The following is a 24,313-nucleotide window of genomic DNA, read 5'->3' as shown; positions in this document are numbered from 1 at the left end:
GCACGTCGGCATGGACCGTCCTCCCCGTAGTGACGGATGCCGTGGATCCACGGCATCCGTCACACCAGTCGTGCGCCGGGCCGAGAGAGTTCCGAACGAATTGCGGATTTCTTCCGGAACCCCTCCGGCCGCTACGACGGGGGCCGGAGCCGTCCGGGCGATGAGACCGCAGCCCGGGCCCGGCCGGCCGGGGCACAGGGCCCGTCCGCTAGGCGGCTCCCGCCGTACGGGCGCCCGCGAGCAGGCCGGAGAGCTCCTGCGGGGTCACGGCGACCGCCGTCGCCCGCACCTCCCCGCTGCGCCGGAACCTCAGCCGGAACTCCACCCGCTGACCCCGGACCAGCGGTCCCGGCCGGGACAGCACCAGGTCCGCGCTCATCAGGTCCATCGTCAGCGCGCCGCGCGCCGGCACCGCCAGCGCGTCGGTCTCGGCCGGCCGGGCGCCCCCGTCACGGTGCTCGTGCCGGCTCAGGGCCACCCGCCCGGAGAGCGCGGTACTCGCCCCGAGCAGCAGGTCGGGCACGTCGCCGGGGTTGCGGACCGTGAAGAACGCCGAGGTGGACACCGGGCTCCCGCCCGGGCCGATCAGCACCCAGCCCTGGTCCACCTCGACCGGGCGCGAGCGGCCCGCGCCGCCGAGCCCGACCCACCCGGCGAGCACCAGCAGGGTGACGGCGCCCGCGCCGACCGGCGCGGCGGCCGCCAGGGCGTTCCGGCGCGTCCTCATCGACCCGCCCCCTGCCGCACCGGCCGGGCCTGGGCGGGGCGCCAGGTGCGCAGCCGCAGGCTGTTGCCGACCACCAGCACGGAGCTGACCGACATCGCCAGCCCGGCCAGCATCGGGTTGAGCAGGCCGACGGCGGCCAGCGGGACGAGCACCAGGTTGTAGCCGAACGCCCACCCGAGGTTGGCCCGGACGGTGGCGAGGGTGCGCCGGGCGAGCAGCACCGCGTCCACCACGGTCTCGATCTCGCCGCGCACCAGGGTCAGTCCGGCCGCGCCGATCGCCACGTCGGTGCCCGAGCCGAGCGCCACACCGAGGTCGGCGGCGGCCAGCGCCACCGCGTCGTTCACCCCGTCGCCGACCACGGCCACCGTCCGTCCGGCCGACCGCAGTTCGGCGACCAGCTCGGCCTTGCGCTCCGGCGATGCGCCCGCGTGCACCTCGGCGATGCCCAGGTGTTCGGCCACCGCGCGGGCCGCGCCCGGGCCGTCCCCGGTCGCCAGGACCGGTGTCAGGCCGATCCCGCGCAGCCGGTGGACCGTGCGGTAGCTGCCGGCGCGGAGGCTGTCGCCGACCACGAGCAGGGCGGCCGCCGTACCGTCCAGCTCCACCACGACGGCCGTCCGCCCGTCGGTGTCGGCCTTGCGCAGCGCGGCGGCCAGGGCGTCCGGCAGCGGCCCGGCCGCCGTCGGCCGCACCACCCGGACGGCGACGCCGGCCACCTCGCCGCTCACACCGGTGCCCGGCTCGGCCGCGAACCCGTGCACGGCCGGCAGGTCGTCGCCGCAGCGGCGGCGGGCCGCCGCGGTCACGGCCCGGCCGACCGGGTGCTCCGAGTGGTCCTCCAGTGCACCCGCCAGCCGGAACACCGCGTCCAGGTCGGCACCGGGCACGGCCACCGCCTCCAGCAGTTCCATCCGGCCGTTGGTCAGGGTGCCGGTCTTGTCGAGCACCACCGTGTCGATCCCGCGCAGGCTCTCCAGCACCTCCGGGCCGCGCACCAGCACGCCGAGCTCCGCACCGCGGCCGGTCGCCGCCAGCAGGGCGGTGGGCGTGGCCAGGCCGAGGGCGCAGGGGCAGGCCACCACCAGCACCGCGACGGCCGCCGTGACCGCGGCCGCCGGCTGGGCGCCGGCGCCCAGCCAGAAGCCCAGGACGCAGACCGCGATCGCCAGCGCGCACGGCACGAACACCCCGGCCACCGTGTCGGCGAGCCGCTGCGACCTGGCCTTGCCGGTCTGGGCGTCCACCACCAGGGCCGTGATGCGGGCCAGTTGGGTGTCCCGGCCGACCTCGGTCGCGCGGACCAGCAGCCGCCCGCCCACGTTCAGCGTCGCACCGGTCACCCGGTCGCCCGGGCCGACCTCCACCGGCATGCTCTCGCCGGTCAGCAGGGAGAGGTCCAGCGCGGAACCGCCCTCCAGCACCACGCCGTCGGTCGCCACCTTCTCGCCCGGCCGGACCACGAACCGCTGCCCGGGCAGGAGCCGATCGATCGGGATGCGGCGCTCGACACCGTCGTCCAGGACGCAGACGTCCTTGGCGCCGAGCTCCGCCAGCGCCCGCAGCGCCGACCCGGTCCGGTCCCGGACCCTGCCCTCCAGCCACCGCCCGCACAGCACGAACAGCGGCACCCCGACCGCGGCCTCCAGGTAGACGTGCGCCCCCTCCCCCGCCTGCGCGGTCAGCGAGAACGGCATCTCCATGCCCAGTTCCCCCGCACCGCCGAACAGCAGCGCGTACACCGACCAGCCGGCCGAGGCGAGGATGCCGAGGCTGACCAGGCTGTCCATCGTCCCGGTGGCGTGCCGCAGCCCGCGCCAGGCCCGGCGGTGGAACTCCGCCGAGCCCCAGGTCACCACCGGCACGGCGAGCGCGAAACTGACCCACTGCCAGCCCCGGAACTGCAGCGCCGGCACCATCGCCAGGACGATCACCGGCACCGCCAGCGCCGCGACCACCGCCAACTGCCAACCGGGCAGGAGGTCTTCGTGCAGCGCCGGGGCCGCCGGCGCCTCGTCGGAAAGCTCCGCCGTGTAGCCCGCGGCCTCGACCGCCGCGACCAGCTCCGCCGGATCCAGCGAGGCCGGGTGCAGCACCCGGGCCCGGCCGGTCGCCAGGTTGACCCCCGCGCTCACCCCTTCCAGCCGGGACAGCTTCTTCTCCACCCGGGCCACACAGGCCCCGCAGGTCATCCCGCCGACCACCAGGTCGGTGGTGACGGGCTCGGTCCGCGACTGCGCGGACTGCCGGGCGGGCGTCCCGGCCGCGCGGGCGCTCACCGGGCCACCGCCGCGGTGTCCGCCACGGTCTCCGCCGCGGGCGGGGCCACCGGCACGGTCACAGCCACGGCGGACGGCGCGGGGGCGCCCATCGTCATGCCGGACATCCCGTCGCCGTCGCCCTGGTCGCCGCCGCCGTGCCCGTCGTCGCCGGGCCGGCCGCCCGGGTCGTGGCGGTCCGTCCCGGCCGGGGCCAGGCCCGGTGCGACCGGCCCCACGACCCGGCCGAGGCCGTACGAGGCCCCGAACAGCAGCGCCAGCATCAGCCCGAAGCACGCGAGCAGGCGCGCCGGGCGGCCGGGGCGGGTCGGTCGGGCGGGGCCTGCGGGCGGGGCGGGGCGGGCCGGGTGGTCCTGCGGGGGTGGACCGGTCATCGTCGTACTGCTCATCTGACTCTCCGGAAGGAGTCGGCCGCACCGCATCGGCGCAGGCCGGAGGAGGACGTGCCGCGGCGGGCGCGGGCGGCGATCGGCAGCCGGTCTCGGCAGCCGGCCGGAGGCGCCCCACGGCACGGTGAAGGGGAGGAAGCAGTCCACCCGTCGTGCCGGGGTCGTCCCCGGGGCGGGCGGCGCTGCGGCGGGTGCCCCGGCGGTCAGGCCGTCGGGGCGTACGAGACCGGCGGCGCCCGGCCGTCCAGCGAGTGCCGCAGCAGCGGCGGCCGGTACGGACCGCAGGCCCGCTCGGCCGGCCGGGGCCCCGGCGGCGGCGCCGGGCAGCCGGTCACCACCGAGAGCAGCAGCGCCCACCGCACGAACCGCACCACCGGGCCGAGCACGGGCAGCAGCCGGAAGAACGCGGCCTCGCCCTGCCGCAGCCACCAGGCGCAGGCCAGTGCGGCCAGCAGGTGCGCCGCCGTCATCCGCCAGTCCGGGTGGGCGTGCGGCGGGGCCGACGGCGCGGGCGCACCGACGTCGAGACCGGCCGCGCGCAGCAGTTCGGCGGCCTCGTCCGGCTGGATGGGCCGGTGCACCCCGGCCGGGCAGAGCAGGCGGTCCAGCACCAGCCGGACGGGATCGACGGCGCCCGGGCCGCCGGGCCGGACCGTCCAGGCGGCGAACCACAGGTGCAGCCACACCTGCGAGGCCAGCACCCCGGTCGTCACGGCCAGCGGCCCGCGTTCCCGACCGGTCAGCGCCAGCGCCGCCCCGAGGGTCAGCGCACCGCCCGTCAGGACGGCTGGCAGGGCGGCCGGTCCACCGCCGGCGAAGGCATGCGCCAGAGCTCCGAGGGTCGTGCAGACCCCGGAGAAGAGGAGGGCGCGCACCGCGCGCGACCGCGTCGACGGGAACATGGCACGCTCATCATGGCACGGCCCCACGGGCCCGCCCGGCAGCGCCCTGACGGACCGTGACGCCGATGCCGTCCGACCTCGGCGCACCCCGGGTCGCGTACCGCTTGACAGGCCGCGGCGCGCTGGGTTCACTGCCGGGTGTCGCCCGTCCCCCGGCGAAAGGCGCGTCCCGCGTGACCCCTCCGCCCCGCCGTCCGCGCCGTCGTCCGCGCCGCCCGTCGCGTCCGCCCGGACGCGCCCGTCTGGCCGTCGGCTCGGTCGCCCTGTGCGCCGTGACCGGCCTGGCGGTCGTACTGCTCCAGTCCCCGGACCGCGCCGGTACGCCCACCCCGGCCGCCGCCGAGCCGGCGCCCCCGGCCCCGGTCCCGGCCGTCGGCCCGCCGGACACCCCGTCCCCCCGGGCCGAGCAGCCCGCTTCCGCCGCGTCCTCGGCCGGCGGCAGCCCGGCCGGGCCGGCCACGACGACCGCGCCGGCCGCCGGCGGCGCCGCCGACCTCGGGGGCTGCCCGGTCGCCCCCGCCGACAGCATCTGGCGCACCCCGGTCGACCGGCTGCCCGCCGCTGCGGACTCCGCCGCGCTCGTCGCCGCCATCGGCACGGCCAAGCACCTCAAGGCCGACTTCGGCGCCGGCACCTGGGAGGGCGCGCCCTTCGGCATCCCGATCACCGCCGTCCCGCCCGGGACACCCACCGCCCGGGTCGCCTTCGACTACGCCGAGGAGAGCGACCGCGGCCCGTACCCGATCCCGGCCTACGAGCTCTACGACGCCCACCCGCAGGGCGACGGCTCCTGGCGGGCCGCCTCCGGCGCGGTCTTCGACCTCCGCTCGAACGCGCTGCGCCCGACCGGCCGGACCTCCGCCGACGCCGCCGGCCTGCCGATCCTGCCCGGCCTCGCCCGCTACGACGAGGCGAGCGGCGGCACCATCGACCACGCGCTGCGGATCACCGTCCCGCGCAGCCGCAAGGCCGCCCTCTGGCCCGCCCGGCACCAGGCCGGCAGCAGCACCGACGCCGCCCTGCCGCCGATGGGCCTCCGGCTGCGGCTGAAGGCCGGCGTCGACGTCTCGGGGCTCCCGCCCCAGGCCAGGGCCGTCGCCCAGGCCCTGAAGACCTACGGCGCGATCGTCGCCGACAACGGCTCGGCCTGGTACGTCAGCGGCACCCAGGACGACCGCTGGGACAACACCGCCCTCGCCCGCCTCGGGGCCCTCACCGGCGCGGACTTCGAAGCCGTCGACGTCTCGGCCCTCCAGCTCGCCCCCGACTCGGCCGCGGCCCGCCACCCCTGATCCGGCCCGGCCGCGGCCCGCCGGGCGTGCCACCATGGCACCCGTGCCCGATGCCGAACCCTTCCCCGCGTCCGAGGTGCTCCGCCTGGTCGGAGCCGTCGGCCCGTACTTCCGCGTGGACGTCTCCGACCCGGCCGACGGCCCGCCGGAGGGCTTCCGCCCGCTGCGCGACCTGTTCGCTCCGGGGCCGGACACCGACCTGGCGCGGCGGATCCGGTACGCCGCGGGCCAACTGCGCACCGACGAGCCCCGGGTGGCCGCCTCGGTGGTCCATCTCGGCCTCGCGGCCCGGCTCTGGTCGGTGGCCCTCGGCGTGGCGGCCCTCGGCGGCGCCGCCGACCTCCACCCGGACCGGGCGCACATCCGACTCCCGCCCGGCGGCCCGCTCGACCTCTGGCTGCCGGCACCCGGCGCGTACGCCGTCACCGGCGATCCGGTGGACGCCCTGCACCGGGGCACGGTCGAAGGCGTCCTGGCGCCGCTCGGCGAGGCCGTCCGCTCGGTGGCACCGGTCGCGGAGCGACTGCTGTGGGGCAACGCCGCCTCCGCCCTGGTCGGCACCGCCCGCATGCTGACGGAGCGTCACATAGGCTCCGGAGCGGGGACATGGGTGGCCTCGCTGCTGACCCTGCCGCCGCTGGCGGGCACCGGAACCTCCACCCCCGGCGGCCCCCCGTCGTTCCGCCGCACCACCTGCTGCCTGTACTACCGGGTCCCGGGCGGCGGTCTGTGCGGCGACTGCGTCCTCGACACCGCACCCCGCCCCCGCCCCCGCACCGCGGGCCGGTAGCGGGCCGGTCACCCCACCCGTGGGCCGTTCGCGGGCAGGCCGTAGCCTGGCAGCCGTCCCGTCGAAGGAATCACCGTGCACACCGCCCGTACCGCGGCTCTCGCCGCCGTCGTGACCCTCACTCTCGCCGCAGGGTTGACCGCCTGTTCCGATCCGGCGCCCGCCGAGCCGACCGCCCGTGACCTGCTGCGCCGGGCCGCCGAGACGATGGACCGGGCCCGGAGCGCGACGGAGCGGATCGACATCGAGCAGGCGGACGGTGTCGAGCGCCGGGTGGTGAAGGCGAGTTGGGCGGAACCGGAGGTACGGGCCGACCTCGGGACCGGCGTGCACGTCGTGGACGGCGCCGCCTACCAGGACGCGTCCTGGGCGGGTCTGAAGTGGCTGCGCATCGACGGCCCCGAGGGCCGGCCCTCCAACGCCTGGGCCGCCCGTGCGGCGTGGTTCAACACGCCCGGGGGCTTCCTCCGGCTCCGCCGGCAGCTCGACCCCGTGACCGGCCTCGCCGCCGCTGCCGCCTCGGACACGGCGGAGAACCTCGGCGGGAGCGACGCCGGCAAGGTCCACTGCACCCGCCTGCGGGTCCGGATGCCCGCCGTCGACTACTACGCCACCGGGCTGTCCGCCGACGAGCGGGCGGAGGTCGCCCGGTCGCTGGCGGCCGACGGCACCAGCACGGTCACCGCCGACTTCTGGGTCGGCGACGGCGGAGAGCTGATCAGGCGCACGGAGACCGAGGACACGTCCACCGGCCCGCGCACCACGACCACCGGCCACTCCGACCTCGGCGCCCGGGTGGACGTCCAGGCGCCGACCGCAGCGGACCTGTCCACCAACGAGGAACTCCTGCGGTACCTCGGAGTCCCGCCGCGCTGACCGGACGGGTCACCGGGTCAGCGCACCCGCAGGGCCCGGGCGACCAGGTCGTGGATGAAGGCGTCCTGCGGCGGACGGTTCTCGCGCAGGCGGGGCAGCTCGGACGGGCCGATCCAGGCGAACTCGGTGTGCTTGCCCCGTTCCAGCACCGGGTGCGCCGGATCGCCGTCGACCTCGACCAGGAAGTCGACCTCGTGCCGCAGGCCCCGGCCGTCGTCGCCGGTCCAGGTGCTGGTGTCGAGCAACTCCCGTACCCGGCGCAGCCGCCAGCCGGTCTCCTCGGCCACCTCGCGGGCGAGTGCCGCGAGCAGGCTCTCGCCGGGCTCGACATGGCCGCCGACCACGTCCCAGCAGTCCGCGAAGAGCCTGCGTTCGGGGCTGCGCCGCTGGACGAAGGCCCGGCCCTCCCCGTCCAGGACGACCGCGCCGACGGCCCAGACCTCGCCGTCCCGCGGCACGGGTACCGTCACTCCCTCGTCGACCGTCACCGACGGCAGGTCAGTTGACACGGGACGAGCCTACGGCGACGGACGGCCCGGCGCGGGCCCCAACGCCCTTTCGAGGCGGCCGGTCCAGTCCTCCGCCGTGCCGCGCACCCGGGGGTACCGCGCGCGGAAGGTGTCCCACTCCACGTCCCAGCGCCGCACCGCCGACGGTTCCCATCCACCGGCGTCGGCGCCGAGGGCGTGCCGCAGGACGGACCTGAGCAGGCGGTCCGGGAGCAGGGTCCGCGGGGACTCGGCGAGCAGCACGGCGTCATAGAGGTCCTTGCCCCGGGAACGGCCGCCGGTGGTCCAGTCGCTGTGCAGCCAGAGCAGTTTCCAGGCGAGCGAGAGTTCGCGGCTCGCCGTACGCAGGACAGTCGGCCGTCCGCCGTCCGCCCTGGGGACGGCGGTCAGCACGGGCGCCTGCGGCAGCCGTTCGTCGCGGGCGAAGTCGATCCCGATCTCGCCGGGCGGCCGGCCGTCCGCGTGCCAGGGGACGAGCAGCCGGATGCCGGGGGTCTCGTACTGCTGGTACGTCCACTGCCCGTCGACCCGGATCCGGTCCGGGTCGAGGACGATGCCGGGGGCGGCGCGCGGGCTGCGCCGGATGGCCGCGGCCAGTTCGGCGCCGGGGTCGAAGGGCTCCTCGGGGGCCGGGGCCCAGTTCAGGCCCTCCGGCGGGAGGAGCGGCCTGGTCCCCGCGGTCCCGAACTCCTCCTCGCGCCAGGGTTCGTAGCGCGCCGCGCCGTCGAACGCCTCGGGCCACTGCTGGACGGACTCCAGCGAGTCGGTGAACGGGTACGGCGTCCCGCCGCCGCCCGGCAGCGGCGGGACCATCCAGTCCAGGTCGGCGGGCTCGCGGCAGCCGCGCGGGGCCCAGGCCACCATGCACATGCTGCCGCGCAGGACGAGGCCGTGGCTCCAGGCCGGTTCGGCCAGCAGGCCGAGGAGGTGGTCCAGCACCGCCCGGCGGGCCGACCGCCACGCCGGCGCGTCAGGATCGGCCACCGCCGCACCCCCCTCCCGTCCGATCGCCGGTGACCGACCCTAGCCGCGGGCACCGACAGCGCCCGACCCGGGCCGCGCCCCGACCGCGAGCAGCGCCGCGAGCAGTCCCAGACCGGCTGCGGTGAGGACGAACGCCGGGCCCGCGAGCGGCAGCAGGCCCAGGAGCGCGGTGCCGGCGGCCGCGCCCAGGTGGTCGAAGGTGCTGTTCCAGGACAGCAGGGCGGCCCGCCGGGCAGGGTCGAGGCTGCCGAGGCCGGTCTGCTGGGTGGTGTAGAAGGCGCCGCCGGCCGCCGACCAGACGAACAGCGCGGCCAGCGCGGGGCCCGGCCGGCCGGCGGTCAGCCCGACGGCGGCGGCCGCCGCGAAGAGCAGGGCCCAGCCGGCCGCGGGCAGCCCCTCCGGACGGCCCCGGGCCCGGGCCAGGTCGACCGTCCGCCCGCCGGCCAGCGAGCCGGCCAGCGCACCGGTCCCCGCGAGCAGGCCGACCAGGCCCAACTGCCCGGTGTCGAAGCCGAATCGGCGGGCGAACAGCACGCCGACGAAGGTGTACGCGCCGAGCCGCCCGGCCTGCAGCGCCCCCGTCGCCAGCAGCGAGCGCCGCACCCGGCGCTGCCGCCAGACCGCGAACCCCGCGAGGAACGGGCCGCGCGGGCCGGGCCGGCCGCCGGGCAGCCGGAGCAGCACGACGGCGGCGATCGGTCCGAGACCGGCCGCGACCGCCAGGAACGCCCAGCGCCAGCCGGCGAGTTGGGCCAGCAGCGCGCCGAGCGGAACACCCAGCACCTGTCCCAGGGCGTAGCCGGCCGCGCCGGCGGCGAGCGTCCGCCCGCGCCGGTCCGGGGCCGAGGTCTCGGCCAGGTACGCCCACAGGGCGGGGGCCGCCGCCGCGCCCCCCAGCCCGGTGACCGCGCGGCCGGCGGTCAGGGCGCCCAGGCTGCCGGCGGACGCGCACAGGACGTTCCCGGTCAGGAAGACCAGGCCGCCGACGCCGATCGGCCAGCGCCGCGGCACCCGGTCGGCGAGGGGGCCGAGCAGGGGCGCGGCGAGCGCGTAGGTGAGCACGTAGGCGGTGACCACCTGGGCGGCGGCACCGGTGCCGGTGTGCAGGTCCGCCGCGATCCGCGGCAGCAGGGGTGCCACCAGGAACGTCTCGGCGCCCATCAGGAAGAGGAGGAGGAACAGCAGGGGGTGGCCGGTCCGGCCGGCGCCGCCCGCCGGGTCGGGGGCCGGCCCGGCCGGCGGACGGGCGGAGACCGCTCGGCCGAGGTCGCTCACCGCCCGGCCCTCAGGCCGCCAGGCACGGGAAGTCGTCGGCCGCCCTGGGCAGTCGCAGCTCGTCCCAGAGCCGGTCCAGCGTCCGGGCCAGCGCGTACACCTGGTCCGGTCGGTGCACCGGCGAGGGGTTGATCCGCAGCCGCTCGGTGCCGGCCGGCACGCTCGGGAAGTTGATCGGCTGGGCGTACATCGCGTGCCGTTCCAGCAGCAGACCGGCCAGCCGCCGGCAGCGGTGGGCGTCCCCCACCAGCACCGGCACGATGTGGCTCTGGTCGCTCACCAGCGGGATCCCCGCCTCCCGGAGCAGTTCCTTGAGCAGGCCGGAGCGCCGGCGCAGCAGCCGGCGCTCCTCCTCGCTGGTGCGCAGGTGCCGCACGCTCGCCAGGGCCGCCGCGGCGAGCGCCGGCGGCATGGAGAGCGTGAAGATGAAGGCGGGCGCGAAGCTGCGGACGGCGTCCACCAGCGGCGCGGGCCCGGCGAGGTAGCCGCCGGCGGTCCCGTACCCCTTGGCGAAGGTGCCCATCAGCAGGTCGACCTCGCGGCCGATGCCGAGCTGCGCCGCCATGCCGGCGCCCTGCGGGCCGTACATGCCGACGGAGTGCGCCTCGTCGACGTACACCAGGGCGCCGTACCGCCGGGCGACGGCGCACAGCTCGGCCATCGGGGCGACGTCGCCGTCCATCGAGTACACCGACTCGAAGGCGACCACCTTCGGCCGGTCCGGGTCGAGGCCGCGCAACTGCCGGTCGAGGTCGGCGGGGTCGTTGTGCGCGAAGATCCGGCGTTCGGCGCCGCTGGCGCGCATCGCGAGGATCATCGAGGCGTGGTTGAGCCGGTCGGACAGGAACACCGCGTCGGGCAGGTGGCGCCCGAGGACGTACAGCGCCGCGTCGTTGGCGGCGTAGCCGGTGATGAAGGTGAGGGCGCTCTCGGTGCCGTGCAGGTCGGCGACCTCCCGTTCGAGCGCGACGTGGTGCGGGGTGGTGCCCGAGATGTTGCGCGAACCACCGGCCGCGGCACCGGACTTCAGCATGGTGTCCTGCATGGCGCGGAGCACCGCGGGGTGCTGGCCCATGCCCAGGTGGTCGTTGCTGCACCAGACGGTGACCTCCCGCGGGCCGTCCGGTCCGTGGTGCAGGGCCTGGGGGAACCTCCCGGCCAGGCGCTCGATCTCGACGAAGGTCCGGTACTGGCCGGACTCCTTGATGGCCTCGATCCGGTCGGCGAAGAAACCGGGGTAGTCGAACAACGGAGTGCCTCCTGTCCGCTCGGCGCGGCCCCGCGGTGGGGCCGCCTCCCGCGCCCGTCCTGCGGGCACGTCGCCGAACCTAGGCGGCCCGCCGTCCCGACCACCCGGGTCACCGGTCCCGGTCGCGTCCCGGCGGTGTCCCGTCCGGGCTACCGCCGGTGCCGCTGCCGTGCGTTCACGACCGGAGCCGCAGCCGCGCGGCCCGGCGCCGGACGGCCGCCGGCCGCGTCCACGGCTGTCCCCCGCAGCACCTACGATGACCGGCATGACTACAGGGGAGGCTGGATCCCAGCTCATCGACGGCCGCTTCGAGCTGCTGCAGCGACTCGGCGGCGGCGGCATGGGCCTGGTGTGGCGTGCCCGCGACACGGTGCTCCAGCGCGAGGTCGCCCTCAAGGAGGTCCGCCCGCCGGACCCGGCGATGCTCGCGGCCGACCCGGCGGCCGCCCACGAGCTGCGGGAACGGGTGCTGCGCGAGGCGCAGGCCCTGGCCCGGCTCCAGCACCCCAACGTGGTGATCATCTACCACATCGTCGACAACGCCGAACTTCCCCACCCCTGGCTGGTGATGGAGCTGGTGACCGGTGGCTCCCTGCACGACCGGATCAGCCAGGGCCCGCTGTCGGCCCAGGAGGCCGCCCGGATCGGCCGCGGCGTGCTCTCCGCGCTGCGCGCCGCGCACGCCGCCGGCATCCAGCACCGCGACGTGAAGCCCGCCAACGTCCTGCTGCGCACCGACGGAACCCCCGTCCTGACCGACTTCGGCATCGCCGCGCTCAGCGAGTCGACCAGCCTCACCGCGACCGGCTCGCTGATCGGCTCGCCGGAGTTCATCGCCCCCGAGCGGATCCGCGGCGAGGAGGGCAACCCGTCCTCGGACCTGTGGTCGCTCGGCATGATGCTGTACGTCGCCGTGGAGGGCCACCACCCGCTGCGCCGCTCGACCAGCCTGGCGACGCTCGCCGCCGTCCTCGACGAGCCGCTGCCCCCGCCGGTCCGCTCCGGCCCGCTCGGCCCGACGCTGAGCGCGCTGCTGGCCCGCGACCCGGCGGTGCGGCCCAACGCCGACCAGCTGGACCGGCTGTTCGCCGCCGCCGAGCAGGGTCTGGACGGCACCCAGGGCGGCGGCGTGCCGTCCGCGTTCTCGCCCACCCAGCTCAACACCCCGGCGCCGTACGCGCAGACCCAGCTCAACACGCCCTTCCCCGGCACCCCGTACCCGACCGGCCCCACCGGCCCGATGCACCCGTACGGCACCGGCGGCCACCCCCAGCAGCCCTGGCCGGCCCAGCCGCCGGGGCGGGGCCGGACCGGCGCGGTGACGGCGGTCGCGGTGGCGGGAGTGCTGCTGGTCGGGCTGCTCGGCTGGAAGGTGAGCCACGGCTGGCTGAAGCCCGGCGGGACGGGCACCGCCGGGTCGGGCCTGAAGCCGTCCACGGCCGCGAGCACCGGCGCCCGCACCACGGGCGGCGACCCGGCCTCGCCGAAGGCGGCCCCGGCGAAGACGAACGCCGCGACCAAGGACCTGCTCACGCCCGACGGCGTCCGCAGCGTGATCGAGGCCATCCGGGCCTCCACCGGCTCGTCGACGGTCGTCAAGGCGACGATCTACCCCGAGTACGCCAACGCCGAGGTGCCGACCAAGGCCAACCCGAAGCTCTACGACGACCTCAGCTACCGGAACGGGAAGGTCACCAGCGACCGGGGCAGCACGATCACGTCGGGCGACCACACCGTCGATCTCGACTCCGTCGACTGGACCCAGCTCCCCGCCATGCTGGCCAAGGCCGATGCCGAACTGGGCGTCGCCAAGCCCACGAGCCGGTACATCATCGTGGACTACAGCTGGTCGGACAAGGAGGCCGGAGTCTCCTACTACGTGGCCGACGAGTACGGCGGCGGCTACTTCCGGACCAACCTCAAGGGCAAGGTCCTGGTGTCGTTCCCGCGCGAGTAGGGCCGCCTCAGCCGGCCGCCACCGGCAGCATCGGCAGTGCCGTCTCGTGCAGCCAGGCCTCCAGCAGCCCGTCCACCGGCCGAGTGGCGTAGCACCGGACGTGGGCGGTGAGGTCGGCGGTGCCGACCACGCCGTACCGGTTCTGGCCGGCCCAGTCCCTGACCATCCGGAAGAAGGACTCCTCGCCGAGCGCGCACCGCAGCGCGTGCACGGCCAGCCCGCCGCGCTCGTACAGCCGGTCGTCGAACATCAGCCGCATGCCGGGGTCGGCCAGCCGCAGGTCCTGCGGCAGCCGGGACAGCAGGGCGTGCGCGACGGCCGCGTGCGCCGTGGCGGGCCGGCCGCCGGAGCGCTCGGACCAGAGCCACTCGGCGTACTTGGCGAAGCCCTCGTTGAGCCAGATGTGCCGCCAGTCGGCGATGGTGACGCTGTTGCCGAACCACTGGTGGGCGAGCTCGTGGGCGACCAGCCGTTCCGAGCCGCGCCGACCGTCCACGTGGTTGGTGCCGAAGGTGGCCACGCCCTGGGCCTCGACCGGGACGTCGAGCTCCTCGTCGGCGACGACCACCGTGTACGAGCCGAACGGGTACGGGCCGAAGAGCTCCTCGAACAGCCGCATCATCTCGGGCTGCCGCCCGAAGTCGTGCGCGGCCAGCGCCTCCAGCCCGGCCGGCACGTACACGTGCTGCGGGACGGTCGCGCCCGATCCCGGGGTGTCGAGCCGCAGCGGCGCGTACTGGCCGATCGAGACGGACACCAGGTAGCTGGAGGTCGGCGCGGACTGCTCGTACACCCAGGTGGTGGAGCCGCCGCGGGAGGTGCGGGTGAGCAGCCGGCCGCCGACCAGCACGGAGTACGCGGACGGGGTGGTGATCGCGATCTGGTACGAGGCCTTGTCGGCGGGCCGGTCGTTGCACGGGTACCAGGAGGGCGCGCCGATCGGCTGGCTGGCCACCAGCGCGCCGTCGGTGAGTTCCTCCCAGCCGAGGCCGCCCCAGGGGCTGCGGACCGGTTTGGGGTTCCCGCTGTAGTGCACCTCGGTGGTGAACGGGGCACCGGCCGCCAGGGCCTTGGCCGGGCGGACCCGCAGTTTCCCGGCGCGGTGGGTGTAGTGGGCGGCCCGGCCGTCCACCAGGACCCGGCCGATCCGGAACTCGGCCAGGTCGAGCGCGAACTCGCGCAGCGGCTCGGCGCCCGCGACGGCGCTCAGCCGGGCGGAGCCGCCGAGCCGGTTGGGGCCGGGCTTGTAGTCGAGGGCGAGTTCGTAGCGGTGGACCCGGTAGCGGGTGTCACCGTGGGCGGGGAAGTACGGGTCGGCGCCCAGGTGCGGCGCCTGCTTGGGGCTCAACGGTGCGTACTCTCCCTGCCGTCTTACGGAACTGCGCGGTGCGGTGGTGCGCGGTGCGGTCGTGCGGTCGTGCCTGGTGCGGGCTACGCCTGCCAGGCCTCGATCGGGTTGCCCAGCCAGCGGGTGTCGGCGGGGACGGACTCGGCGCGCATCACCAGCGAGGCCGGCCCGAGCGTGCTGCGGGCCCCGATGGTGCTGCCCGGCAGCACGATTCCGCCCGGGCCCAGCGTGGCGCCCTCGCGGAGGTCCACAGTATCCATCCGCATGATCCGGTCGTGGAAGAGGTGGGTCTGCAGCACGCAGCCGCGGTTCACGCTGACCCCGTCGCCGAGGGTGACCAGGTCGGCCTCGGGCAGCCAGTAGCTCTCGCACCAGACGCCGCGGCCGACCTTCGCGCCCAGGCCGCGCAGCCAGAGGTTGAGGACGGGGGTGCCGGGCACCGCGCCGATCAGCCACGGCACGGCGAGCACCTCGACGAAGGTGTCGGCGAGCTCGTTGCGCCACACGAAGCCGCTCCACAGCGGGTGCTCGACGGCGCGGAACCGGCCGACCAGCACCCACTTGGCGGCGATGGAGACCAGGCAGGCGGCCGTCCCCGCGGCCAGCAGCAGCACGCCGGACAGCAGCGCGGCCAGCAGCGGGCTCCCGGCGTCGGCGATCAGGGCGAGCCCGGCGAGGGTGAGCACCCCGAGGGCGGCGGAGGCGAGGACGGGCACGATCCGGCAGACCTCGGTCAGGCCGCGTGCCCAGAGCAGTCCGGCGGGCGGGTCGTAGGTGCGGCTCTGGTCGCCGGCGTCGGCCGAGCGGGGCAGCCGCATCGGCGGCATGCCGAGGTAGGAGCTGCCCTTCTTGGCCTTCTTGGGCGTCGCGGACAGCACCCCGACCAGGCCCCGGTCGGGCACGGCCCGCCCGGGGGCGGTCATCCCGGAGTTCCCGAGGAAGGCACGCTCGCCGATCTCGGCCTCGCCGAGCCGGACCCAGCCGCCGTCCAGCTCGTACGGGGCGATCAGGGTGTCGTCGGCCAGGAACGCGCCGTCGCCGACGGTGGTCAGGCTGGGCAGGGCGAGCACGGTGGAGACCTCCGCCCGGCTGCCGACCTTCATGCCCAGGGCGCGCAGCCAGACCGGGGTGATCAGGCCCGCGTAGAGCGGGAACAGCGTCTCGCGGGCCAGGTCCATCAGCTGGCTGACGGTCCAGGCCTGCCAGCCGATCCGGCCGTGCAGCGGGTGGTAGCCGGGGCGCAGTCCCACACTGAGCAGGCGCACGGCCGCCACCAGCAGGACGGCGTAGGCCAGCCCGAAGGCCAGGGTGGCGGGGACCACGGCGGTCAGCGCGCCGGTGAGGGCCGCCGCGAGGCCGTCCCCGGGGTGGACGAAGCGGCTGAGCACGGCCAGCGCGGCGAGGCCGGAGAGCACCGGCAGCAGGCTCAGTCCGAGGCCGCTCGCCCCGTACAGCGCGGCCCAGCGGGCCCGGCGGGGCGGGCGCTGCGCGGGGCGGCCGCGGTCGGCCTTGCCGAGTTTGACGGCGGGCGCGCCGGCCCAGCGCTGGCCGGTCGGGACCTGGCCGGCGACGCCGGAGCCGGGCGCGACCTGGGCGCGCTTGCCGACCCGGGAGCCGGGGAAGAGCGTGCTGCGGGTGCCGACGACGGCGCCGGAGCCGACCCTGATCGGGCCGACCTCCAGCCGGTCGCCGTCGAGCCAGTAACCGGACAGGTCGACCTCCGCCTCGATGGCGCAGCCGCGTCCGAGCCGGAGCATGCCGGTGACCGGCGGCAGCGAGTGCAGGTCGACCTCGGGGGCGATCCGGGCGCCGAGCGCCCGGCCGTAGCGCACCAGCCAGGCGCCGGAGAGCGAGGTGGCGCCGCTCAGTTCGGCGAGCCGTTCGGCGGTCCACAGCCGCAGGTGGACGCTGCCGCCGCGCGGGTGGCTGCCGGGGGTGAGGCCGCGCAGCAGCAGCCGGGCGCCGCCGGCCGCGACGGCGAGCCGGCCGGGCGGGCTGAACAGCAGCAACCCGGCCGGCAGGACCGCCCACCAGGAGGCGGTCGGCGCCCACGGGTAGTCGCCGAACCAGGCGAGCGCGTTGCCGAGGGCCAGCAGGCCGACCGTCCAGCGCAGCCCGACCAGGGTGAGGAGCGGCACCAGCAGGAGCAGTTGGAGGACCTTGGCGCGGGTGGGCACGGGCAGGACCGTCCGCGCCGCGCCGTCGCCCTGCGCGGAGCGCTCCAGGTGCCGGGCGAGCTTGCGCAGGACCGGCTGCTGGTAGATGTCCAGGACGGCGGCGGACGGGTAGCGGCTGCGCAGCAGGGTGGTCAGGCGCGCGGCGGCGAGGCTGCCGCCGCCGATCGCGAAGAAGTCGTCCTGGGCGCCGGTGACCGGGACGCCGAGGATCTCGCTCCACTGCTCGGCCAGCCAGGCCTCGGTGCCGTAGAGCTGCTCGGCGGGGCCGGTGCTCTCCAGCTCGGGCAGCGGCCAGGGCAGCGCGGCCCGGTCGACCTTGCCGGAGGTGCGGGTGGGCAGCGAGTCGACCGGGGCGAGCAGCGGTACCAGGGCGGCGGGCAGTTCGGCGCGCAGCCGGGCGACGGCCGCCTCCCGGTCCCAGCCCTCCTGGGTGACCAGGTAGCCGACCAGCAGCTGGTTGCCGCCGCGGGCGGTGCGGACGGCGGCGGCGGCGCCGGCCACGCCGGGCAGGGCCTGGAGGGCCGCGTCGACCTCGCCGAGCTCGATCCGGCGGCCGCCGAGCTTGACCTGCTCGTCGCCGCGGCCGAGGAAGAGCAGGCCCTCGGGCTCGGCCTTCACCAGGTCGCCGCTGCGGTAGGCGCGGTCCCAGCCGAGGGTCTTGAGCGGGGCGTACTTCTCGGCGTCCTTGTCGGCGTCGAGGTAGCGGGCCAGGCCGACGCCGCCGATCACCAGCTCGCCGCTGCCGCCCATCGGGACGGGCTCGCCGTTCTCGTCCACCACGGCCAGTTCCCAGCCGTCCAGCGGCAGGCCGATCCTGACCGGACCGTCGGCGGTGAGCAGGGAGGCGCAGGCGACCACGGTGGCCTCGGTGGGGCCGTAGGTGTTCCACACCTCGCGGCCCTCGGTGACCAGTCGCTGGACCAGCTCGGGCGGGCAGGCCTCGCCGCCGAAGATCAGCAGCCGGACCTCGATCAGGGCCTCGGCGGGCCACAGCGCGGCGAGGGTGGGCACGGTGGAGACCACGGTGATCTCCTGCTCGGCGAGCCAGGGGCCGAGATCCGCGCCGCTGCGCACCTGGGAGCGGGGGACGGGGACGAGGCAGGCGCCGTGGCGCCAGGCCAGCCACATCTCCTCGCAGGAGGCGTCGAAGGCGACCGAGAGGCCGGCCATCACCCGGTCGCCGGGGCCGATCGGCTCCTCCTGGAGGAAGAGCGCGGCCTCGGCGTCCACGAAGGCGGCGGCGTTGCGGTGGGTGACGGCGACGCCCTTGGGCTTGCCGGTGGAGCCCGAGGTGAAGATGATCCAGGCGTCGTCCTCGGGGCCGGGTCGGCCGCTTCCACGGGCGGCGCGCCGGCCGTCGGTCACGGTCAGGGCGCGGTCGGCGCCGAGGACGGCGGCCACGTCGGCCTCGCCGAAGACCAGCTCGGCGCGCTCGTCCGGGTCCTCGGCGTCCACCGGGACGTAGGCGGCGCCGGCGGCCAGGACGGCCAGGATGCCGATGTAGAGGTCGTTGGTGCCGGAGGGGATCCGGATCCCGACCCGGTCGCCTGGGCCGACGCCGGCCGCCGCCAGGCGGCGGCGCTGGGTGTCGACCTCGGCGGCGAGCGCGGTGTAGCTGAGGGTGGTGCGGCCGTCGTCCAGGGCCGGTTCGTGCGGGTGGGCCCGCGCGGTGGCGTCCAGCAGCTCGACCAGGGTGCGCGGCGCGGGGGCCGGGCGGCCGGGGAACACGGCCCGCGGGTCGGTGCTCCGGTCCTCCCGGAGCTCCGGTTCGTGCAGTGTGCCGATCTCGGTGGTCACAGCTGTGCGCTCCTCGTCCTCGTCCCCGTCCACTCGCTCCGGGTCGAAAGCGGACAACGGTGCCGATGGTAGCCCCGGGCCGATCCGACCGGGCTGATTCCAACTCAGCCCAACTGAGCCTGATTTCAGTTTTACTGACACATCGTCAGACACCAGGCTCATTCCCCGGCAACGAACATGACGGTCCGTCAGTTGATCTGACGGTGCGTCAGCCCGTCCGGCCGGATGTGAGCCACACCACAGCGAATCCCCCGCTACGAGACGATTCCGAGCTCGTGCGGGGTGTTGTTGAGCCGCCGGCCGCCCTCCGCGGTGACGGTGACGATGTCCTCGATCCGTACGCCGAAGCGCCCGGGCAGGTAGATCCCCGGCTCGATCGAGAAGCACATCCCCGGCACCAGCGGCCGGGTCTCGCCCTCCACCATGTACGGCGGCTCGTGGGTGGTGAGCCCGATGCCGTGCCCGGTGCGGTGGATGAAGTACTCTCCGTAACCGGCCTCGGTGATCACCCTGCGCGCCACCCGGTCGATCTCCTGGCACTCTACTCCGGGACGGACGGCCTCGAAGGCCGCCTGCTGTGCCCTCCGGACGATCCCGTGCACCTCCCTGACCTCGTCCGGGACGTCCTCGCCGACGTGCACGGTGCGCGTGGTGTCGGAGCCGTAGCCGTCCCGCAGCCCGCCGAAGTCCAGCACCACGGTGTCACCTCGCTCGATCACCCGGTCACCGGCCTCGTGGTGCGGATTGGCGCCGTTGGGCCCCGAACCGACCACGGTGAAGTCCACCTGGCTGTGTCCGTGCCCGAGCAGCAGCTCGGCCAGGTCGGCCGCGACCTCGGCCTCCCGCCGCCCGGCGAAGCGGACGCCGAGGATCGCCCGGTACACCGCGTCGGCCGCGCCCCCGGCGCCGGCCAGCCGTGCCAGCTCGTCGGCGTCCTTCACCGCCCGCAGCATGGGCAGCACCTGGGTGAGCGAGCGGTACGCGGTGCCCGGCAACGCCTCCTGGAGGCCGATCAGGTGCATCGCCCAGGCCGCGTCCGAGATCCCGTACCGCCCCCGCGGGTCCAGCAGCGGGGCCAGCGCCGCGTACGGGTCGGTGCCGTCCGCCCAGTCGACGATCCGCACCGCCGGGGCGCCGGGGGCCTCGGCGGCGTCGGGGCGCTCCAGCGACGGCACCACCAGGACGGGCCGGCGGCCCGGTGCCAGCAGCAGCGCGGTCAGCCGCTCGGTGATCGCGACCGGCTGGTAGCCCGCGAGGTGCAGCAGGTCCGGGCCGGGGGTGACGACCAGGCCGGCCAGCCCCTCGGCGGCGGCCGCCTCGGCGGCCCGGGTCATCCGGTCGGCGAAGTCCTCCGCGGTGAAGGGCCGCGCGGCTTGGGTGCTCGGCATCTGCTGCCTGCCTCTCTCGGTCCGGCCGGGGTTCCCGGCGGGGCGTCCCGGCTCGGGGGCGCCCCGGTTCCAGCGGTGTCCTGTCTCAGCGGCGGACGGCGGTCTCGGCGAAGCGTCGCAGGAACAGCGCCTCGACGTGGGCCATGTGCTCGATCTCGGCCGGATCCACACTCTCGTTCGGCGCGTGGATGAGGCAGCGCGGCTCCTCCACGCCCATCAGGATGATCTCCGCCTCCGGGTAGCAGCCGGCGAGCACGTTGCAGAGCGGGATCGATCCGCCCTGGCCGAGGAAGGAGAGTTCCCTCCCGTACACCTCCCGCACCGCCCGGTCGAGGGCGGCGTACGCCCGGCCGTCGGTGGCCGCACGGAACGGCGCCCCGGTGCCCTCGGGCTCGATCTCCACCCGGGCGCCCCAGGGGGCGGCCGCCCGCAGGTGCGCGCTCAGCGCGGCGAGCGCGGCGGCCGCGTCCGATCCCGGCGGGACCCGCAGGCTGACCCGGGCCCGGGCGGTGGCCGGGATCGCGGCGGCCGAGCCGACCACTCGGGCGCAGTCGATGCCCAGGACGGTCACCGCGGGCCGCGCCCAGAGCCGGTCCGCGACGCTGCCCGAGCCGGTGAGCCCCACCCCGTCCAGCACGCCGGCGTCGGTGCGGAACTGCTGCTCGTCGTAGCCGACCCCGTCCCAGTGGCCGTCCGCCGCCAGCCCGTCGATCCGGGTGCCGCCGTCCGCGTCCCGCAGCGAGTCGAGGATCCGGATCAGCGCGGCGAGCGCGTCCGGCGCGGGGCCGCCGAACATCCCGGAGTGCAGGTCGCCCGCCAGGGTGGAGACGGTGACCACGAGGTTGGCGAGGCCGCGCAGGGTGGTGGTGGCGGTCGGGACGCCGACGGCGGCGTTGCCGGTGTCGCAGATCAGCAGCGCGTCGGCGTGCAGCTCGTCCACGTGCGCCCGGACGTACTCCTCCAGGCCGCCGGTGCCCTGCTCCTCCGAGCCCTCGGCGACGAACTTCACCCCGACCGGCAGGTCGTCGCCGAGTGCCCGCAGCGCGGTGAGGTGCATGACGATGTTGCCCTTGCAGTCCGCGCTCCCCCGGCCGTACCAGCGGCCGTCGCGCTCGGTGAGCTCGAACGGCGGGGAGGTCCAGGCGTCGTCGTCCAGCGGCGGCTGCACGTCGTAGTGGCAGTACAGCAGCACGGTCGGCGCGCCGGGCGGCGGCGGGCGGTGGCCGAGCACCGCGTGGCTTCCGTCGGGCGTCTCGGCCAGGTGCACGTCGCGCAGCCCCGCCTCGGTGAACGCGCCCACCAGCCACTCGGCGGCCTGGCGGCACTTCTCCGGCGGGTACTGCCGGGGGTCGGCCACCGAGGGGATCGCGACCAGCTCCGCCAGGTCGGCCTTGGCTCGGGGCATCAGCTCGGAGATCCGGCGGGCCAGCCCGTCGTCCGCTGCGTCCTGGGTCATGTCGGTGGTGCTCCTCGCTGCGGTGTCGCGCGGACCGGGTTCCTGCGCGGACTCAGTTCTTGACGGTGTCGTCGGTCTTGAGGTCGTCGAGCCCGTCCTGGTACTTGTCCAGCTCGTCCGGGCAGTAGACGCCGAGGATCAGGGCCTCGACCCCGATCGCCCGACGGTCCCCGGTCACCGCGCGCTGGCCGGGCCCGGCGGCGCCGTTCGCGATGCGCTGCAGCCAGAGCGCGTTCTTCAGGACGCTGGCCGGCTGCTCGCAGACCGCGCCGCCGCTCGTCCCGAGGGTGGAGACGATCTGGTCCTGGTCCGGTACCGGGTAGCCCGCGGCCTCCAGCTGCCCGGACAGTTCCTGGGCCTTCCGGTTGGCAGCCGCGCGGGTGGTCGGGCTGGAGCCTGCGCAGCCGGATCGCGGCCACGAACATCAGCAGGTAGACGATCAGGTACACCTGGGTGGTGATCACCGAGAAGATCCGGTACGCGCTGGAGACGTTCGGGATGAAGGCGTACATCAGCGCGATCGCCGTGGTGACGATGCCCTGGGTGACCAGGATGTTCTGCTGGACGCCGTTCTTGTTGAGCTGCTGCAGGAAGGGCGGGAGGTAGCCCTCCTGGCGCGAGATCAGCAGCAGTCCCTTGGACGGGCCGGCGAGCCAGGTGAGCATGCCGCCCAGTGAGGCGGCGACCAGGCCGACCGCGATCACCGGGGTGAGCCAGCCGACGTCGAAGTACTGGAAGAACGCGTCGAAGGCCTGCATCACCCCGGCCGTCAGGCTGAGCTGGTCGGACGGGACGACCCAGCTGATCGCGATCGCCGGCAGGATGAAGATCAGCAGGACCAGGCCCGTCGCCAGGAACATCGACTTCGGGAACTCCTTGGGCGGGTTGCGCAGCGAGGAGACGTGAACGGCGTTCATCTCCATGCCGGAGTAGCTGAGGAAGGTGTTGACGATCAGCACCAGGCTGGCCAGGCCCGTCCAGGCCGGCAGCAGGTGCGCGGCGTTCATCGGGGCGGCCGAGGGGTTGCCCTGGCCGAGGAAGACCATGCCCAGCACCACCAGCAGCGCACCCGGGATCAACGTGCCGACCACCAGGCCCCAGGAGGCCAGGCCCGCCACCGCACCGGTGCCGCGCGCGGAGATCCAGACGCCGGTCCAGTACAGCACCATGATCACGAGCGCGGTGTAGAGGCCGTCGCTGGCCAGCGCCGGGTTGATCACGTACGCGATGGTGGAGGCCACGTACGCCAGCAGGCTCGGGTAGTAGAAGATCGTCATGGCGAACCGGCACCACACCGCGAGGAAGCCGAGCGGCTTGGAGAGCCCCTGCGAGACCCAGTTGTAGACGCCGCCGTTCCAGCCGGACGCCAGCTCGGCCGACACCAGCGCGGTGGGCAGCAGGAAGACGATCGCCGGGACGATGTAGAGGAACACGCACGCCAGGCCGTACACCGCCATCGTCGGTGCGGCCCGCGGGCTGGCGACCGAGCTGGTGGTCATCAGCGCCAGGGTCAGCCAGGTCAGCCGGGGGGGCGGAGACCGCGCTCACGGCCCGGCTCCGCACCTCACCGGCCGCCTCCGGACTGCCCCGGCCGTCCGCCGGCAGGTCCATCGAACTCATGCGCGCTCCTCAGGGCCCGACGCCGAGCACAGGTCACGACCCACGCCACCACGCCGCCGACGGCCCCGCCCGTGCTGCGCGCCGTCCGGGTGACCGCCCCCGGCCCCGTCTCAGCCCTGCCGCCGGCGGTGCCAGTGCCGCACGCCCTGCACCGTCGCCACCACCACCGACACGGCCACCACCGCGAACAGCGCCGCGCCCAGCTTGCTGCCGACCAGCCGGATGTCGGTGGCCACCACCAGCAGCAGCGCGAGCAGCGGCAGCACGGTGGCGCCCAGCGTCCGCAGCATCACCAGCACCGCGGACGGGCGCAGCCTGCCGCGCAGCGGCTGCGGTTCGGCGCTCTCCCGCTCGGGACTCTCCCGCTCGGCGCCGGAGTAGTACTCGGTCGCGCGCACGCCGAGCCGCCCGGTCCCCTTGAAGTAGGCCAGGCCCATCACCGGGATCCACACCAGCGGGAAGAGCACGCCGACCGCCACCACCACGGCCACGCCGACCCAGCCGGCCAACTGCCGGAGGCGGCCCGGATTCTGCTCCGCGGGTCCGACCACTCCCAGCAGGTAGGCCATCCGGCGGACCATCCCCACCCGGGTGCCGCGCGGCAGACGCCCCTCGCCCGACGCGACCGGCAGCTCGGGGAGCTCGGCGAGTCCCACCTCGGCCCGCTCCACGTCCGGATAGACCCCCTGGAGGACCAGCAGCTCCGCCACCCTGGACCGGGCCCGGGGATCGTGGCCGGCCAGCGCGGCCAGCATCAGCACCATCCGGATCTGGACCAGCAGCGCGGCGCAGAAGGCGACCGGCACCAGCACCATGAACGGCCCGCCGACGGCGCCGCCCTCCACCACGGTCAGCCGGATGCCGCGCTCCACCACCAGGTGACGCAGTGCATCGGGCCGCGCGTCGGGCCTGGACCGCCGCAGCTTGTCGACCGCCGTCCCGGCCCGGTGGCCCTCCAGCTGGACGGCGAGCAGCGCGAGCTGCTCCGGCAGGTGCTGCGTGTCGGCCAGCCCGGCCCGCAGCAGGGTCTTCGCCGACCTGGTCGGGACGGGTGTCTCGCTCCCGGGCTCACTCACCCTTCGACCGTACCGAGATCCGGCCCGCACCGACACGCGCCGTCACCTCGACCGGCGGATGTGACCCCGGTCATCCGCGGCCGCCCGGACGGGCCCACCGCGGCGACCTCCGCGTCCGCCCGTGGTCACGCTGGGTCGACGGTGTGCGGGGGCTCACAGGGGTTTCGGGGTGACCGGCGCCACGTTCGGGTGGGTCGGTGGGGCGGGATCGGCTCAACCGTG

The 24,313-nt window shown here is 75.8% G+C and carries 17 protein-coding genes and 1 pseudogene; 4 read left to right on the top strand and 14 right to left on the bottom strand.

The features are described from left to right. Positions 1-208: 208 nt before the first annotated feature. From ACIOFR_RS36115 to ACIOFR_RS36100, 4 genes are all read right to left on the bottom strand, one after another. Complete coding sequence (locus ACIOFR_RS36115; RefSeq protein ID WP_401004090.1) at positions 209-727, bottom strand: copper chaperone PCu(A)C; 519 nt, start codon at positions 725-727, stop codon at positions 209-211. Continuing rightward, positions 724-2,919 carry a heavy metal translocating P-type ATPase gene (locus tag ACIOFR_RS36110; RefSeq protein WP_401004127.1) on the bottom strand — a complete coding sequence of 732 codons (2,196 nt, stop codon included), beginning with the start codon at positions 2,917-2,919 and terminating at the stop codon, positions 724-726. The genes ACIOFR_RS36115 and ACIOFR_RS36110 overlap by 4 nt, the downstream gene beginning before the upstream one ends. 83 nt (positions 2,920-3,002) lie before the next feature. Further along, entirely contained in the window at positions 3,003-3,395 is a 393-nt protein-coding gene (locus tag ACIOFR_RS36105) for a hypothetical protein (protein WP_401004088.1), read from the bottom strand. A 203-nt stretch (positions 3,396-3,598) separates the two neighbouring features. Further along, positions 3,599-4,297, bottom strand: coding sequence for a hypothetical protein (locus ACIOFR_RS36100; RefSeq protein WP_401004087.1), 699 nt, complete (start codon positions 4,295-4,297; stop codon positions 3,599-3,601). A 173-nt stretch (positions 4,298-4,470) separates the two neighbouring features. Here ACIOFR_RS36100 and ACIOFR_RS36095 point away from each other — a divergent pair, with 173 nt between their 5' ends. From ACIOFR_RS36095 to ACIOFR_RS36085, 3 genes are all read left to right on the top strand, one after another. After that, positions 4,471-5,589: a hypothetical protein gene (locus tag ACIOFR_RS36095; RefSeq protein WP_401004085.1), complete on the top strand. Its 1,119-nt coding sequence runs from the start codon at positions 4,471-4,473 to the stop codon at positions 5,587-5,589. Positions 5,590-5,632: 43 nt separating this feature from the next. Continuing rightward, on the top strand, positions 5,633-6,379 hold the full coding sequence (locus tag ACIOFR_RS36090) for a (2Fe-2S)-binding protein (protein ID WP_401004083.1): 747 nt from the start codon (positions 5,633-5,635) through the stop codon (positions 6,377-6,379). Positions 6,380-6,454: 75 nt separating this feature from the next. After that, on the top strand, positions 6,455-7,255 hold the full coding sequence (locus ACIOFR_RS36085) for a hypothetical protein (protein WP_401004082.1): 801 nt from the start codon (positions 6,455-6,457) through the stop codon (positions 7,253-7,255). Between the two features lie 17 nt (positions 7,256-7,272). Here the strand turns inward: ACIOFR_RS36085 and ACIOFR_RS36080 are convergent, their stop codons facing one another. The 4 genes from ACIOFR_RS36080 to hemA are packed head-to-tail and all read right to left on the bottom strand — an operon-like array spanning position 7,273 to position 11,272. After that, positions 7,273-7,764, bottom strand: coding sequence for an NUDIX hydrolase (locus tag ACIOFR_RS36080; RefSeq protein WP_401004080.1), 492 nt, complete (start codon positions 7,762-7,764; stop codon positions 7,273-7,275). 9 nt (positions 7,765-7,773) lie between these two features. Then, positions 7,774-8,748, bottom strand: coding sequence for a nucleotidyl transferase AbiEii/AbiGii toxin family protein (locus ACIOFR_RS36075; RefSeq protein ID WP_401004079.1), 975 nt, complete (start codon positions 8,746-8,748; stop codon positions 7,774-7,776). 39 nt (positions 8,749-8,787) lie between these two features. Further along, complete coding sequence (locus ACIOFR_RS36070) at positions 8,788-10,023, bottom strand: MFS transporter (RefSeq protein ID WP_401004077.1); 1,236 nt, start codon at positions 10,021-10,023, stop codon at positions 8,788-8,790. A 10-nt stretch (positions 10,024-10,033) separates the two neighbouring features. Beyond that, positions 10,034-11,272 (bottom strand): 5-aminolevulinate synthase, encoded by a 1,239-nt coding sequence (gene hemA, locus ACIOFR_RS36065; protein ID WP_401004075.1) that lies wholly within the window; start codon positions 11,270-11,272, stop codon positions 10,034-10,036. 265 nt (positions 11,273-11,537) lie between these two features. On the opposite strand from hemA, the gene ACIOFR_RS36060 reads away from it, so the two are divergent. Then, a complete protein-coding gene (locus ACIOFR_RS36060) occupies positions 11,538-13,229 on the top strand; it encodes a serine/threonine-protein kinase (RefSeq protein WP_401004073.1) in 1,692 nt (563 codons plus the stop codon). A 7-nt stretch (positions 13,230-13,236) separates the two neighbouring features. Here the strand turns inward: ACIOFR_RS36060 and ACIOFR_RS36055 are convergent, their stop codons facing one another. From ACIOFR_RS36055 to ACIOFR_RS36030, 6 genes and pseudogenes are all read right to left on the bottom strand, one after another. Beyond that, entirely contained in the window at positions 13,237-14,577 is a 1,341-nt protein-coding gene (locus ACIOFR_RS36055; protein WP_401004071.1) for a M1 family metallopeptidase, read from the bottom strand. Between the two features lie 83 nt (positions 14,578-14,660). Continuing rightward, the gene (locus tag ACIOFR_RS36050; protein WP_401004125.1) at positions 14,661-18,539 is read right to left on the bottom strand and encodes a Pls/PosA family non-ribosomal peptide synthetase; all 3,879 of its coding nucleotides are present in this window, start codon (positions 18,537-18,539) and stop codon (positions 14,661-14,663) included. Positions 18,540-18,805: 266 nt separating this feature from the next. After that, on the bottom strand, positions 18,806-19,939 hold the full coding sequence (locus ACIOFR_RS36045; RefSeq protein ID WP_401004069.1) for a M24 family metallopeptidase: 1,134 nt from the start codon (positions 19,937-19,939) through the stop codon (positions 18,806-18,808). 85 nt (positions 19,940-20,024) lie between these two features. Further along, positions 20,025-21,395, bottom strand: a complete 1,371-nt coding sequence (locus ACIOFR_RS36040) for a dipeptidase (protein ID WP_401004067.1) — start codon at positions 21,393-21,395, stop codon at positions 20,025-20,027. A 371-nt stretch (positions 21,396-21,766) separates the two neighbouring features. Then, positions 21,767-23,015, bottom strand: a pseudogene (locus ACIOFR_RS36035) (APC family permease); the annotation flags it as partial. 110 nt (positions 23,016-23,125) lie between these two features. Then, positions 23,126-24,091: a hypothetical protein gene (locus ACIOFR_RS36030; protein WP_401004065.1), complete on the bottom strand. Its 966-nt coding sequence runs from the start codon at positions 24,089-24,091 to the stop codon at positions 23,126-23,128. Positions 24,092-24,313 lie beyond the last annotated feature (222 nt).

It is taken from the genome of Kitasatospora sp. NPDC088346, assembly GCF_044740765.1.
Classification (GTDB): Bacteria; Actinomycetota; Actinomycetes; order Streptomycetales; family Streptomycetaceae; genus Kitasatospora.
The sequence above is the reverse complement of the archived record's forward strand: the minus strand, read 5'-3'. Positions and strand labels throughout refer to the sequence as shown.

Bases quoted from the DNA above. Each gene is read 5' to 3' on its own strand.
- ACIOFR_RS36115 (WP_401004090.1), bottom strand. From the start codon at position 727: ATGAGGACGCGCCGGAACGCCCTGGCGGCCGCCGCGCCGGTCGGCGCG.
- ACIOFR_RS36110 (WP_401004127.1), bottom strand. From the start codon at position 2,919: ATGACCTGCGGGGCCTGTGTGGCCCGGGTGGAGAAGAAGCTGTCCCGG.
- ACIOFR_RS36105 (WP_401004088.1), bottom strand. From the start codon at position 3,395: ATGAGCAGTACGACGATGACCGGTCCACCCCCGCAGGACCACCCGGCC.
- ACIOFR_RS36100 (WP_401004087.1), bottom strand. From the start codon at position 4,297: ATGTTCCCGTCGACGCGGTCGCGCGCGGTGCGCGCCCTCCTCTTCTCC.
- ACIOFR_RS36060 (WP_401004073.1), top strand. From the start codon at position 11,538: ATGACTACAGGGGAGGCTGGATCCCAGCTCATCGACGGCCGCTTCGAG.
- ACIOFR_RS36045 (WP_401004069.1), bottom strand. From the start codon at position 19,939: ATGCCGAGCACCCAAGCCGCGCGGCCCTTCACCGCGGAGGACTTCGCC.
- ACIOFR_RS36040 (WP_401004067.1), bottom strand. From the start codon at position 21,395: ATGACCCAGGACGCAGCGGACGACGGGCTGGCCCGCCGGATCTCCGAG.